Source organism: Photobacterium damselae (assembly GCF_003026815.1).
GTDB classification, from domain to species: domain Bacteria; phylum Pseudomonadota; class Gammaproteobacteria; order Enterobacterales; family Vibrionaceae; genus Photobacterium; species Photobacterium damselae.
Window position 1 is genome coordinate 138,933 of sequence record NZ_PYOG01000004.1, and the last position, 14,956, is coordinate 153,888.

The 14,956-nt window shown below is 44.0% G+C and carries 12 protein-coding genes; 8 read left to right on the forward strand and 4 right to left on the reverse strand.

Annotation, left to right across the window (positions count from 1 at the left end):
• Positions 1 to 8 precede the first annotated feature (8 nt).
• From aceE to ampD, 3 genes are all read right to left on the reverse strand, one after another.
• On the reverse strand, positions 9 to 2,669 hold the full coding sequence (gene aceE, locus CTN07_RS06250) for a pyruvate dehydrogenase (acetyl-transferring), homodimeric type (RefSeq protein ID WP_005297613.1): 2,661 nt from the start codon (positions 2,667 to 2,669) through the stop codon (positions 9 to 11).
• Between the two features lie 80 nt (positions 2,670 to 2,749).
• On the reverse strand, positions 2,750 to 3,523 hold the full coding sequence (gene pdhR / locus CTN07_RS06255; protein WP_005297609.1) for a pyruvate dehydrogenase complex transcriptional repressor PdhR: 774 nt from the start codon (positions 3,521 to 3,523) through the stop codon (positions 2,750 to 2,752).
• 359 nt (positions 3,524 to 3,882) lie between these two features.
• Positions 3,883 to 4,461, reverse strand: coding sequence for a 1,6-anhydro-N-acetylmuramyl-L-alanine amidase AmpD (gene ampD, locus CTN07_RS06260; protein WP_005297607.1), 579 nt, complete (start codon positions 4,459 to 4,461; stop codon positions 3,883 to 3,885).
• 387 nt (positions 4,462 to 4,848) lie between these two features.
• On the opposite strand from ampD, the gene CTN07_RS06265 reads away from it, so the two are divergent.
• From CTN07_RS06265 to mutT, 8 genes are all read left to right on the forward strand, one after another.
• A complete protein-coding gene (locus CTN07_RS06265) occupies positions 4,849 to 5,364 on the forward strand; it encodes a pilin (RefSeq protein WP_005297604.1) in 516 nt (171 codons plus the stop codon).
• Positions 5,365 to 7,056 (forward strand): type IV-A pilus assembly ATPase PilB, encoded by a 1,692-nt coding sequence (pilB, locus tag CTN07_RS06270; protein WP_005297602.1) that lies wholly within the window; start codon positions 5,365 to 5,367, stop codon positions 7,054 to 7,056.
• Between the two features lie 65 nt (positions 7,057 to 7,121).
• Positions 7,122 to 8,348: a type II secretion system F family protein gene (locus tag CTN07_RS06275; protein WP_005297600.1), complete on the forward strand. Its 1,227-nt coding sequence runs from the start codon at positions 7,122 to 7,124 to the stop codon at positions 8,346 to 8,348.
• 182 nt (positions 8,349 to 8,530) lie between these two features.
• Positions 8,531 to 9,409 carry a prepilin peptidase gene (locus tag CTN07_RS06280; RefSeq protein ID WP_005297598.1) on the forward strand — a complete coding sequence of 293 codons (879 nt, stop codon included), beginning with the start codon at positions 8,531 to 8,533 and terminating at the stop codon, positions 9,407 to 9,409.
• A 1-nt stretch (position 9,410) separates the two neighbouring features.
• On the forward strand, positions 9,411 to 10,013 hold the full coding sequence (coaE, locus tag CTN07_RS06285; protein WP_005297596.1) for a dephospho-CoA kinase: 603 nt from the start codon (positions 9,411 to 9,413) through the stop codon (positions 10,011 to 10,013).
• Positions 10,014 to 10,080: 67 nt separating this feature from the next.
• On the forward strand, positions 10,081 to 10,818 hold the full coding sequence (gene zapD, locus CTN07_RS06290) for a cell division protein ZapD (RefSeq protein WP_005297594.1): 738 nt from the start codon (positions 10,081 to 10,083) through the stop codon (positions 10,816 to 10,818).
• A gap of 8 nt (positions 10,819 to 10,826) precedes the next feature.
• Complete coding sequence (gene yacG, locus CTN07_RS06295; RefSeq protein WP_005297592.1) at positions 10,827 to 11,036, forward strand: DNA gyrase inhibitor YacG; 210 nt, start codon at positions 10,827 to 10,829, stop codon at positions 11,034 to 11,036.
• A 226-nt stretch (positions 11,037 to 11,262) separates the two neighbouring features.
• Positions 11,263 to 11,670 (forward strand): 8-oxo-dGTP diphosphatase MutT, encoded by a 408-nt coding sequence (mutT, locus tag CTN07_RS06300; protein WP_005297590.1) that lies wholly within the window; start codon positions 11,263 to 11,265, stop codon positions 11,668 to 11,670.
• Positions 11,671 to 11,831: 161 nt separating this feature from the next.
• Here the strand turns inward: mutT and secA are convergent, their stop codons facing one another.
• The gene (secA, locus tag CTN07_RS06305; RefSeq protein ID WP_005297588.1) at positions 11,832 to 14,552 is read right to left on the reverse strand and encodes a preprotein translocase subunit SecA; all 2,721 of its coding nucleotides are present in this window, start codon (positions 14,550 to 14,552) and stop codon (positions 11,832 to 11,834) included.
• Positions 14,553 to 14,956 lie beyond the last annotated feature (404 nt).

Below are 14,956 nucleotides of genomic sequence, written 5' to 3' on the forward strand. Positions count from 1 at the left end.
ATTGCCTCTTACGCGTATAGCGGGTTCATCTTTTCAGTGTCGATATCGAATTTCTTAATAGCATCAGCTACTACAGATTTCTCAATATCACCACGCTTAGCTAATTCATTTAGTGCAGCTACTACAACATAGCTTGCATTGACTTCGAAGTGACGACGTAGGTTCTCACGGCTGTCTGAACGACCGAAGCCATCAGTACCAAGAACTTTGTAAGATTCGCTTGGCATAAATGCGCGAACCTGTTCTGCGTAGTTCTTCATGTAGTCAGTTGCAGCGATTGCAGGTTCAGTACCCATCACTTGAGTAATGTAAGGAACTTGCTGCTCAGCTTCTGGGTGAAGCATGTTGAAACGCTCAACATTTTGACCATCACGAGTCAGTTCGTTGAATGATGTTACAGAGTAAACATCAGACGCTACGCCATATTCTTCACTTAGAATTTGCGCTGCTTTACGTACTTCATTCATGATAGTACCAGAGCTCATTAGCTGAACTTTGTTGTTACCAGCGTAAGATTCTAGCTTGTAGATACCCTTACGAATGCCTTCTTCAGCGCCTTCTGGCATTGCTGGCATTGCGTAGTTTTCGTTCATCGTAGTTAGGTAGTAGAACACGTTCTCTTGTTCACCGTACATACGACGAATACCGTCTTGCATGATAACCGCTAGTTCGTAAGCAAACGTTGGGTCGTAAGAGATACAGTTAGGAACTGTGTTTGCAAGAACATGGCTGTGACCATCTTCGTGCTGTAGACCTTCACCGTTAAGCGTTGTACGACCTGCTGTAGCACCAAGTAGGAAACCACGAGCTTGTTGGTCACCCGCCATCCACGCCATGTCGCCAACACGTTGGAAGCCGAACATTGAGTAGTAGATGTAGAATGGGATCATTGGAAGATCGTTAGTGCTGTATGATGTTGCTGCTGCAACCCATGAAGACATAGCACCAAGTTCGTTGATACCTTCCTGAAGAACCTGACCTGAAGTTGCTTCTTTATAGTAAGACACAACACCACGGTCTTCTGGAGTGTATTCCTGACCATGTGGATTGTAGATACCTACTTGGCGGAATAGACCTTCCATACCGAAAGTACGCGCTTCATCAGCAATGATTGGTACGATGTTCTTACCAATACCCTTATCTTTAAGAAGGATATTAAGGATACGAACAAACGCCATTGTTGTTGAGATATCACGCTTTTGCTCATCCAATAGCGGCTTAAACTCATCAAGAGCTGGAATTGCTAGCTCGTTAGTGAAGTTACGTAGACGCTTAGGAGTGTAGCCGTGCAGTGCATCACGACGAGCGTGTAGGTAGTTGTATTCAGCAGAACCTTCTTCCAGTTTTAGATATGGAAGAGTCTTCATATCTTCATCAGAAACAAGATCTTGTAGACCTAGACGATCACGTAGGTGTTGAACATGAGTCATGTCCATTTTCTTAACACCGTGCGCAATGTTCTTACCTTCTGCTGCATCACCCATGCCGTAACCTTTGATGGTCTTAGCTAGGATTACAGTTGGCTTACCTTGAGTTTCTTTTGCGTTATTAAATGCAGCAAATAGCTTAGATGAGTCATGACCACCTCGCTTAAGAGCGAAGATTTCGTCATCAGTCATATCAGCAACCAGCGCTGCAGTCTCAGGGTATTTACCAAAGAAGTGTTCACGAACGTAAGCACCGTCTTTAGACTTAAATGTTTGGTAGTCGCCGTCGATAGTTTCATTCATAAGCTGAAGTAGCTTACCTGAAGTATCTTTTGCTAGTAGAGAATCCCAGTTGTTACCCCAGATAACTTTAACTACGTTCCAACCAGCACCTTTGAATAGACCTTCAAGCTCTTGAATGATCTTACCGTTACCCATTACAGGGCCATCTAGACGCTGTAGGTTACAGTTGATTAGGAAACATAGGTTATCCAGTTTTTCACGAGCAGCGAATGAGATCGCACCGCGTGATTCTGGTTCATCCATCTCACCATCACCAAGGAAAGCATAAACACGCTGATTTGAAGTATCTTTTAGACCACGGCCTGCTAGGTACTTCAAGAAACGAGCTTGGTAAATAGCAGAGATTGGACCTAGGCCCATAGATACCGTTGGGAACTGCCAGAACTCAGGCATTAGTTTAGGGTGTGGGTACGATGGGATACCTTTACCATCAACTTCTTGACGGAAGTTATCAAGTTGCTCTTCACTTAAACGACCTTCAACGAAAGCACGAGAGTAGATCCCTGGAGAGATATGGCCTTGATAGTAAACTAGGTCACCACCGTCTACGTCGTTCGCAGCACGGAAGAAATGGTTAAAACATACTTCGTAGAAAGCAGATGCAGACTGGTAAGAAGCCATGTGGCCACCAAGGTCTAAATCTTTCTTCGAAGCACGCAATACGATCATGATTGCGTTCCAACGGATGATAGAACGGATGCGACGCTCAAGTGTCGTGTCACCTGGGTACGCCGGCTCTTTATCTGCAGGAATGGTGTTGATGTAGTTAGTAGTGATGCCAGTTGGCATATCTACACCGTCTAGGCGAGCTTTGTCTAGTACTTGCTCTAATAGGTATTGTGCGCGCTCTAAACCTTCTTCACGAACGACTGACTCTAGGGCTGCTAGCCACTCTTGAGTCTCAAGTGCGTCCACGTCATGCTTCATGACTTCAGACATGCGATCTATCCTTTCGTTGATAATCTACAAAACTAACAATGGTCGCGGCCGTCTAATTACTTCGGGCTGACTTGAAGTAATTAATCCAGCCTCTCCTTGCGTTGTTGGATTCGACGAAGAGAGCGTTCACGTCTGCTTTCCTGTCGAGTTAGCTCCAACAAGGTTTCCTCGATGTAAGCTAAATGTGCATGAGATGCTTCCCTTGCTTGCTCTGGCAAACCAGAAACGATCGCATGCACAATGTTAGCTCGATGATTTCGCACCTTTTCGACAATCTTTGGATCTCGATTAAGGCGCTCAAAGTTTTGTAATACGTTTTGCTCTAGCAATGGGGCAAGGCTACGAATGATGTGCAGTAACACCACATTGTGGGCTGACTCGGTGACCGTTATCAGGTACTGCATCACTGCGCTCGCTTCGGCAGGTAAATCGCCTTGCTGCTGAGCTTCCTGTATCCGCTGATGGCAGTGGCGAATACGGTTAAAATCTTCTTCATTACCACGAAGAGCGGCATAGTAAGCGGCAAGCCCTTCTAGTGCATGGCGTGACTCAAGTAAATCCAGTTGAGCCTCTGGGTGTGATGCCAATAAATCTAATAATGGCTCAGAGAAGCTCTGCCATAACTTCTCACTCACAAAAGTGCCGCCACCTTGACGACGAGTCAGTAAATGTTTTGCTTCCAGTCGCTGAATCGCTTCGCGTACTGATGGTCGGGAAACTTCGAATTGCTTAGCCAACTCACGCTCTGGCGGCAACTGTTGACCCGGCGATAAGATACCGTCGAGAATCAGTTGCTCTATCTCCTGCTCTATCGCATCAGACAGCTTAGGTTGGCGAATTCGTTTATAAGTCATCGTTGGTTATTATTCGTTATTATCACTTATTTAAGTTCCCGCAAATGGTCATAAGACGCTTTTGCAAATGCGGATAATTGGTATTACCAATTTACTGACTAAGGCAAATTCTACAGAAATAATTATAGAAGTCCACACGCAACTTGATTGAAATCATAGAATGAATACTGATTTAACAATTATTTCAACTCGTGAAAACTTATTTCAACAATTACTATTTATTTTTTGAAACATTGAAAAGCAACGAAATGCTCAAAAAAGCTTCATTGGTATAACCAATTCGTTGTAGTAAATTTATGCAAAACTTGCCCAACTTTTTGCTTATTAAGACATTTCATTGTGAGTTCGCGATGAGATTTTTATGACAATTCGTTGTCTTGATCGCTTACCAGCAGCGCTGACTTATATTTCACCCAATCAAATACCAAACCAGGGTCGGTTTTACGGCCAGGCGCTATAAACTCATGCCCGGTGATGGTGGATGTATCAATCGCTGGATAGGTTTGCATTATTACCCGAGTCAGCTCAATCAAAGAGTCGTATTGAGCTTGGGTAAATGGGAGGGTATCCGTTCCTTCCAATTCAATCCCAATTGAGAAATCATTGCACTTATCTCGCCCAGCAAACTGAGAAACGCCAGCATGCCAAGCGCGGCCATTAAACGGCACAAACTGAATGATACTGCCATCACGGCGAATGAAACAGTGAGCTGAAACACGTAACTTATAAATCGTAGCGAAATAAGGATGTGCTTCAGGATCCAGTTGTCCGGTAAAGAGTTGTTCAACATAAGGACCACCAAATTCACCCGGCGGTAAACTGATGTTGTGAACTACCAGCAAGGAGATATCGGTGCCATCGGGGCGCGTGTCATAAAATGGCGAAGGCAAATGTTGTGCCTCGTTGAGCCAATGGGTTGAGTTGATTGAAAGCGACATGGGGATCTCGTTTAGTTTAGGTTTCGGTAATGAAATTATCTGTCATTCCCTACCGCGAGTGCAAACGAGTGAGATAGGGAATCTCTTATTTCTATGCCCCTCTAAGTTATTATCAATTTTGTTTTACTACACGCTGAATGAGATTCCGGATATTTCGTTCCTCAATTTCGGAATGACATCTTATTAGCCTTGAACCATTTCCAAATTTCTCCTGCAACATCTGCAACTTAAAGCAAATTTTCATCGAGTGCGCCGAGCAACCTATTGTTTGCCATTTGCCCGCTGACAAACTCCATTATCCTAATATGCACCAAGTATAGATGGGTCATCACAGATACTGACTCACCCCATTTTTATTGCGCTATTTTTTTAAAGGATAAAAGAGAGATGAAAGGACAAAAGGGTTTTACTTTAATTGAATTGATGATTGTAGTAGCGATCATTGGTATTTTAGCGGCATTTGCAATCCCTGCTTACCAAAATTATACCGCGAGAACTCACGCAAGTGAGATGCTAAATGCAAGTAGCGCCTTTAAAACATCTGTTGGCGTTTGCTTACTAAATGGTAATTGGTCTACATCAGGATCATCCACAACAATCGACTGCGGAGAAAGTAAAAATGGAGTCCCAAAACAGCAAGAATTTACAAAAAATTCTGGAGATTCGTTTACTATAACTTCAGACGTAATAGCTGAGCTAGATAATGACCCTAATAATCCAGGTAAAAAAATAGCAAAATACAAGTCTGGATATATTACAGCTCAAGTTAAGGGAGCTAAAGGAAGCTTACCAACTGATGCCAAAGTTTTATTAAAGCCAACAATTACAAGCAGTGGGGTGACATGGGGTGTAACTTGTTCAACAGATGTTGGATCATCAACTGACTTCTGCCCTGTAAATTAAATGCACACTACTCTCGCCTCGATTCTGCACCAGGCTGATCTGATCAGCTCGGTGCAGCAGCAACAAGTCGAAGACAGTGTCAGTATGGAGGGGATCACGGTTCCCTCCGCACTGATCCATCTGGGCATCTTTAGCGATCGTGAACTGGCCCAACACCTTAGCCACATATTTGGTCTCACCCTCGTTTCAGTCCATGACTACGATTTTGAAGCTTGTTGTAAAGCGGTCTATCAACGCGATCTGGTATTACGTCATCGCGCACTGCCCCTCGCCCAAAATGTGGACACACTGTTTTTAGGGGTCAGCGATCCATGCAATATCGACGGGCAAGATGAGTTCCGTTTTGCCACCGGACGTAATATTGAACCGCTACTGCTAGAAAACAAACAGCTCGAATCGGCTATCCGTCGTATTTATGGCCGCGAGTTGGGCGAAACCACCAACATGGCCAGTCGTGATGTCAGCGATGATGATCTGAATAACTTAGTCGATATTGGTGATGATGAGCTGGATCAAACCACAGATCTAGGCCAAGAAAACGAACCTGTTACTCGCTATATCAACCAAGTACTGCTCGATGCAGTACGTAAAAAAGCCTCCGATATCCATTTTGAACCATATGAGACCAGCTATCGGATCCGCTTTCGTTGTGATGGCATCTTACACCAGCACGCAACACCACCAGCCCATCTTTCTCGTCGTCTTTCTACCCGACTCAAAGTGATGTCGCGCCTAAATATTGCCGAGCGACGCCAACCGCAAGATGGACGCATAAAACTCAAGCTCACAGCCAATTTAGCCGTAGATCTGCGGGTTTCTACCCTGCCCACTTTATGGGGTGAAAAAGTGGTACTGCGTATTTTAGATAGCTCCAGTGCCAACTTAGACATTGATATTTTAGGTTACAACCAACAACAAAAAGCCGCTTATCTTAATGCACTGCAACAGCCGCAAGGGATGATCTTAATGACAGGGCCGACGGGCAGTGGCAAAACCGTTTCGCTTTATACCGGCCTTAGCATTTTAAATACCGAAGAGCGCAATATTTCTACCGCAGAAGATCCGGTAGAGATCAACTTACCCGGCATTAATCAGGTTCACATTAACAATCAAGCAGGATTGGGGTTTGCTGAAGCGTTGCGCTCATTTTTACGTCAAGACCCCGATGTAGTGATGGTAGGTGAAATCCGCGATCTGGAAACTGCCTCTATTGCCGTTAAAGCAGCGCAAACTGGACACTTAGTGCTATCGACCTTGCACACCAATTCTGCTGCCGAAACCATCACCCGTTTAACCAATATGGGCATTGAAGACTTTAACCTAGCCTCATCACTGACTCTGATTATTGCTCAGCGCTTAGGTCGTCGGCTCTGCCCTCACTGTAAACAAGTGGATGAGATTGACGGCTTTATGCAAGACAAACTGCGCATTCCGACTGGCACTACCTTATATAAAGCCAATCCAGCAGGGTGTGATGACTGCAATAAAGGCTATTTAGGTCGCGTCGGTATCTATGAAGTGATGCCGTTTAGTCGTCGGCTGGCTCAAGCTCTGGTTGATGGCGCGACCACCTTGGAGCTAGAAAATATCGCAGTAGAAGAAGGGATGCTAACGCTACAACAATCGGGAATAGAAAAGCTCTGTCTTGGCATCACCAGTTTAAAAGAATTACAGCGCGTCCTGCATTTTTAATCTTGATAAAAAGAACTGTATTGCAGGAAGCCAATCTCTATTGAATATCGTTAGGAAGGAGCGCTATGGCACAGTTAGCCGCTAATAAAATCCGTTATTATCGCTGGCGAGGAGTAAACCAAGGCGGCAAGAAAATCACAGGCGTAACCCTAGGTTTTCAAGAACAAGAAGTGCGAGCGCAACTGACCGAGCAGATGATCCAAGTAAAAAAGATCAAGCGCACCAATCCCTCTACGCTCGATAAAATCCGCAATCAGATGAAAAGCAGCGATGTAACGGCCATTACTCGCCAACTTGCGACCATGATCGAATCTGGAGTTCCGATAGTGCAAGCTCTGAAGCTAATGGCCAGTAGCCATCATAAAGCAGAAGTGCGCGCGGTATTAACTCAGGTCAACACCCAAGTAGAAGCCGGTGCCTCACTGTCAAAAGCGCTAAAATCAAGTTCGCCGCTGTTTGATAATTTCTACTGTGACTTAGTCGCAACCGGGGAAGAAACCGGGTATCTTGGTCAAGTATTTGTTCGCTTAGCCACGTATCGAGAAAAAAGCGAGGCGATGCGAAAAAAAGTGATTAAGGCGATGATTTACCCATCCATGGTGATGCTAACGGCCATCAGTGTCACTATCTTAATGCTGGTCTTCGTTATCCCTCAATTTGCCGCTATTTTTGGCAGTTTTGGCGCTGAACTTCCTTGGTTTACTCGCCAAGTATTAAAAGCCTCGGATTTCCTAATTAACTATGGGGGATACTTAGCTGTAGGTTTGCTGCTTACTCTCGTGCTTTATCGTTATAGCTATAAACGGTCCTATTCGTTTCGGTTACGTATTGCTCGGTTAAGCTTACGCCTGCCCATTATCGGTAACGTCATACTCAAAGCAACTATTGCCCGTTTTGCTCGAACCCTTGCAACCACTTTTAGTGCCGGTATTCCCCTACTAACAGGGCTACAGTCGGCTGGAAAAACCGCAGGCAACTTACATATTGAAGAGGCCATTATGGAAGCGCATACCAGTGCAGCGGCGGGGATGCCACTCTATTTATCTTTGCGCCAATGCAATGTTTTTCCAGAGCTTATGTTGCAGATGACCATGATCGGGGAAGAGTCTGGCTCTCTTGATGATATGCTCAATAAAATGGCAAGCCTATATGAAAACGATGTCGATAATATCGTTGATAACCTCGGCCAAATTTTAGAGCCTTTGATCATCATTGTGCTTGGCGTTCTGATCGGTGGTTTACTCGTGGCAATGTATATGCCGATCTTCACCCTAATGAGCGTTATTGGTTAATTCCTATTCCTTCTTGTTCTACCTAGTATTGCGGCAAACACGGTTATTTCTGTTTTGCCGCATTTTTTTATTTTATTTCAGCCAGTAAGCAAGCATTGAGATAAGATAAATCCCCGCCATTGCTAGGCAGCTTGCAAGATTTTTCTTACAATGTTCCATTCACCGTTAATGAGATTTTTTCCATGGCTATTTTCAGTTACTACCCTTGGCTATTTCCTGTTTTTGCTACCATTTTTGGCTTATTGGTAGGCAGCTTTCTCAATGTGGTGATCTACCGCTTACCCATTATGATGGAGCGTCAATGGCGTAACGAATGTATCGAAGCGTTTCCGGATTTAATCAAAGCCGATGCGAAGCTAAATACCGACACATTTAATTTAAGCGTGCCGCGTTCTCGTTGTCCTCATTGTGGTCATCTCATTAGTGCTGTAGAAAATATTCCTGTTATTAGTTGGCTGGCATTAAAGGGGAAGTGCAAATCTTGTCACGCGCCGATTAGCCGACGTTACCCGATGATTGAACTGTTAACTGCAGCATTGTGTGGTACGGTTGCGATCCTATTTCCGCCAACTTGGTGGGCGGTTGCAGTAATCTTTTTCACTTTCGCCTTAATTGCTCTGACTTTTATCGATATTGATAAGATGCTACTGCCCGATCAAATCACCCTACCACTACTTTGGGCTGGTATTTTTCTCGCTCTATTAGGCATTAGTCCTGTATCGCTACAAGATTCTGTGATTGGTGCAATTGCAGGCTATCTCTGTTTGTGGAGCGTCTTTTGGATCTTTAAATTATTAACCAAAAAAGACGGTATGGGTTATGGCGACTTTAAACTGTTAGCCGCTTTAGGAGCATGGCTTGGCTGGCAAATGCTACCTGTTGTGGTTCTGCTATCCTCTCTTGCCGGTGCAATTTGTGGCATTATCTTATTGAAAGTACAAAAAAGTGATCACCAAACCCCATTTTCCTTTGGTCCTTATCTTGCGATTGCAGGCTGGATCAGTCTATTGTGGGGACACTCGATCATCACTTGGTATGTCAGCAATATTTTAGGAATGTAATATGAGCTTTGTGGTTGGTTTAACAGGCGGGATCGGCAGCGGTAAAACTACGGTTGCCAATCTGTTTGCCCGCTATGGTGTTGACTTGATTGATGCCGATATGATTGCCCGAGATGTTGTTGCGCCTAACAGTATAGGTCTAGCGGCTATTATCGATAAATTTGGCGCTGATATTACATTAGAAAACGGGGAGCTTGATCGAGCCCAATTGCGCCGATTGATCTTCAGTAAACCCGAACAAAAAGAATGGCTAAACCAGCTGTTGCATCCTATGATTCGGCAACAAATGCTGGCTCAAATCCAAGCCTCGACCTCGCCATACTGTTTATTGATTGTGCCGTTGATGGTAGAAAATAATTTACAAGCACTGACTCAGCGTTTGTTGGTTGTTGATGTTGATGAGCAAGTTCAAATACAACGCACCCAGCAACGTGATAAAGTGCCATTGGAACAGGTGAAAAAGATCTTAGCCTCACAAGCCAGTCGCAGCGAACGATTAGCGGCAGCCGATGATGTGATCACCAATAATGACGATGAACAAGCCCTGTATCCACAAGTAGAAAAACTACATCAATATTATTTAGCTCTGAGCCAGTCACAGTAGGATTTCGTGACTAAGCTTAGTCTCTTTTGTTTATATCACTATGGTCTCATGACCTGATGGCAATAGTATGCAAAATACCCGATTTGAACACCCTCTTAATGAAAAAGTACGCATCTATTTACGCCTTGAGTTTTTGCTTCATCAAATGACTCATAGCTGTCAATTGCATGACCCATGGCAACACCAAATTTTCTTTCGCGCCCTATTTGAGTTACTTGAAATTTTAGATCAAGTACAAGTCAAAGCTGATCTCGCTAAAGATCTGGAAAAGCAACGTAACAAATTCAAAAACTGGCTGAATCTCGATGGCGTTGATCAACAAGCACTGCAAAATGTGATCGATGAAATGGAGCAGATCCAACGCAAATTGCTGGCATCCTGTCGTTTAGGCCAAGAGCTTAGAGATGACCGTTTCTTAAGTGGTATTAAGCAGCGTTTTTCTATTCCCGGTGGTAGCTGTAGCTTTGATCTGCCAACACTGCACCATTGGCTTCATCTACCATTGGAGCGTCGCCAACAAGATTTAAAACAGTGGTTAGGTCATCTCTCTTGTTTAAGCCAAGCTCTTAACCTGTGGCTGCGCTTAATTCGAGATTCAAGCCAATATAAGCCACAAGTATCTCGTAATGGTTTTTTCCAGTACGACACCTCAGATGCAAACTTACTTCGCTTAGAAATTTGCCCAAGCTATGATGTTTACCCTATGATATCGGGCCATCGTAGCCGCTTCGCTATCCGTTTTCTGCCATTCACAGAAGAGGGAAAAGTGGCCGAAACTATCGAATTTAAACTCGCCATCTGCTGAGGAAAACCATGACAGAGAAAAAAGAAGCGCCCGTCACTGTGGTGAAATGCCCAACGTGTAAAGAAGACGTAGTTTGGGGTGAGCAAAGCCCTTTCCGCCCGTTCTGCTCTAAGCGCTGTCAGTTGATTGATCTTGGTGAATGGGCTGATGAAGAAAAAGCAATTCCTGGTGCGCCAGATATGTCAGATTCAGACGGTTGGTCTGAGGATATGTATTAAGGTGCTAGATGCTAGGTGCTAGGTGCTAGGTGCTAGGTGCTAGGTGCTAGGTGCTAGGTGCTAGGTGCTAGGTGCTAGGTGCTAAAAATTTTGATCTCATACTCTTGATGTCAAGCTTTTTGCTCTTACTAGAACCTAGCCCCTTCTTTCCCAGCTTTCCTATTCCCTAAAACCTTATTTTCCTTCTTTTCCTGCTCTTCCCTTCTAAAATATATCAGGACCTTTTATGACAGATAAAAAACGCGTTTGGATTGCAGCGGGCATCATCTTAAATCCAACAGGCGATAAGATCTTTATTACTCGTCGCGCAGCCAATGCCCATCAAGGTGGTTTTTGGGAATTTGCAGGCGGTAAAGTAGAAGCCAATGAAACGGCAGAACAAGCGGTAATTCGAGAGCTACAAGAAGAAGTGGGTATCACTGCAACCCATATTGAGCCTTTTATTGCCTTAGAACATGACTATCCCGACAAAGCGCTCACTTTTGATTTCTTTGTGATCCGCCAGTTCAGCGGAGAAGCATATGGTAAAGAAGGCCAACCTGGACAATGGGTTGCCATTTCTGAGCTTAAAGACTACCCGTTCCCAGCAGCAAATGATGTGGTATTAGAGAAGATTCTAACCGTATTGGGCTAAGGTTAAAGGTCATTCCCTACCGCGAGTGCAAACGAGTGAGATAGGGAATCTCTTATTTCAATGACCCTAGTTATTATCAATTTCGTTTTACTACGCGTGGAATGACAATAGATAAAGACAAAAAAGGCCGCTTACGCGGCCTTTTGTTTGTTCACTCGATCTTAGTTGATCTTACCGTGACACTGCTTGTACTTTTTACCAGAACCACATGGGCAAGGCTCATTACGACCTACTTTGCGCTCTTCACGCTCGTAAGTACCTTGAGTACCGTCTTCTTCATCCGCTAATGCTTCATCTGAAGTTTGGTGATGGAATTGCTGCTTTTGCGCTAGTGCTTCTGCCATTTGGCGACGCTCTTCTTCCATACGTTCAACTTCTTCTTGCTGCTGAACGCGAACCTTACTAAGGATAGAGATCACATCACTCTTCAGGTTATCAAGCATCTCTTCAAACAGTTCAAACGATTCACGCTTGTATTCCTGCTTAGGGTTCTTCTGTGCATAGCCACGTAAATGGATACCCTGACGTAGGTGATCCATTGCTGCTAAGTGTTCTTTCCACAGAGTATCTAAGTTCTGTAGCATCACAGTCTTCTCGAAGTTACGTAGAACTTCAGGACCAACAACAGATTCTTTCTCACGGTATAGCTCAACCGCTTTCTCAACGATACGCTCACGAAGTGCTTCTTCATACAGCTTATCTTCTGTCTCTAGCCAGTGTTTAATTGGTAGATCCAGATCGTAATCTGTACGTAGACGATCTTCTAGGCCATCGATATCCCACATTTCTTCTAGAGATTGCGGTGGAATGTAAGCGTCAATGATCGCATTCAGTACGTCTTCGCGGTTATGCTCGATCATGTCACTGATATCATCAGCAAACATTAGTTCATCACGAAGTTCGTATACAACTTTACGCTGATCGTTGGCAACGTCATCAAATTCAAGTAGCTGTTTACGGATATCGAAGTTACGACCTTCAACTTTACGCTGTGCGTTCTCGATAGCTTTAGTTACCCATGGGTGCTCAATCGCTTCGCCTTCTTCCATACCTAACTTCTTCATCATGTTAGATACACGATCAGAAGCAAAGATACGCATTAGAGCATCTTCCATTGATAGGTAGAAACGAGAAGAACCTGCATCACCCTGACGACCAGAACGACCACGAAGCTGGTTATCAATACGACGAGATTCATGACGCTCAGTACCGATGATGTGTAGACCACCAGATGCGAGTACTGCATCGTGACGTACTTGCCAATCCGCTTTTAGTTTCGCAATCTGCTCATCTGTTGGGTTCTCTAACTTTTCAGCTTCTGCCTTCCAAGAGCCACCAAGCATGATATCGGTACCACGACCCGCCATGTTAGTTGCAATCGTTACGGCACCTGGGTAACCCGCTTGAGCAACAATTTCCGCTTCTTTTTCGTGGAATTTAGCGTTCAAGACATTGTGCTTAATACCCGCTTTTTTCAGCGCGTTAGACAGTAGCTCAGATTTTTCAATCGATACAGTACCCACTAGACATGGCTGACCATTAGCGACTCGCTCTTTGATATCTTCCGCAATTGCCGCAAATTTTTCTGCTTCGGTCATGTACACCAAGTCGCCATGGTCAAGACGAGCCATTGGGCGGTTGGTTGGAATAACCACGGTATCTAGACCGTAAATTGACTGGAATTCGAACGCTTCAGTATCTGCAGTACCTGTCATACCAGATAGCTTCTCGTATAGACGGAAGTAGTTCTGGAATGTAATAGATGCCAAAGTCTGGTTTTCGTTTTGGATCTTAACGCCTTCTTTCGCTTCTACAGCTTGATGAAGACCTTCAGACCAACGACGACCTGGCATAGTACGGCCAGTGTGTTCATCAACGATAACCACTTCGCCATCTTGTACGATATAGTCAACATCACGTTCAAACAGAACATGTGCACGCAATGCGGCATTAACGTGGTGAAGCAAACTGATGTTAGCCGGTGAGTACAGTGTATCGTTTTCAGCCATTAGACCATTTTTGATCAATAGCTCTTCAACGTATTCTTGACCGTTTTCAGTTAAGTGCGCTTGTTTTGATTTTTCATCTACTGTGTAGTGACCTTCACCGCGGTACTCTTCACTGTCTTCTTTATCTTGTTTTTCCAAGTTAGGGATCAGTGTATTCATGCGGATATACAGCTCAGAACTGTCTTCAGCAGGACCAGAGATAATCAAAGGAGTACGAGCTTCATCGATAAGGATGGAGTCCACCTCATCGACTACGGCAAAGAAACGCTCACGTTGAACACGATCTTCTGGACGGAATGCCATGTTGTCACGAAGGTAGTCAAAACCAAATTCGTTGTTTGTTCCGTATAAAACGTCTGCTTCATACGCTTCTTTTTTCGCATGAGGAGGCATGTTTGGCACGTTTACGCCAACAGTCATACCAAGGAATTCAAATAGTGGACGGTTAGTTTCGGCGTCACGAGAAGCAAGGTAGTCGTTCACAGTTACGATATGAACGCCTTTGCCTGTTAGCGCGTTAAGGTAAGCTGGCAATGTTGCCGTTAGTGTTTTACCTTCACCTGTACGCATCTCGGCAATTTTACAATCGTTAAGAACCATACCGCCGATAAGCTGCACATCAAAGTGACGCATGCCATATAGACGCTTAGAACTCTCACGTACCGTCGCAAAGGCTTCAGGAAGTAGTTGGTCTAAGGTTTCACCTTGTTCAAGACGAGAACGGAATTCAGCAGTTTTTGCTTTTAATTCTTCATCTTGTAGGCTTTCAAATTGAGGTTCTAGCTTATTGATTTGATCAACAATTTTGCGCATACGACGCAGAGTGCGGTCGTTACGGCTACCGATAATTTTTGTCAGTAGTTTTGATAACATGGCGATGCCGTTTTCTCTTTGTTATGTCAGCGTTATATTGCTGAGTCGCTAAATAAGGTTTCATTCATTCGGGACAATAAATCCATATCCCACAAAATCGGCATTAATAAATCCGAGGCTTATACCTGAAACAAGTGTGTATACCCGAGCAACTTCAAGATACAAGGTTCATATTGAATAATTGCATCTTGAAGCAGCTTAGACAATTAAAAATTGATATTGTGCCTATACCCCCTATTTTCAAGGGGATTGACCACAATATCACAGAGAAAATCGCTTCAATGGCTTGAAATCTTATCTTTCACCTTGGTGTTCGATATCTGAGTCCAATAAGAATTAACAGCAGATTTTCTCTTAAACCGTTATGATAAGGCAAATTCGTTATATCGACTATGATAAAAGTA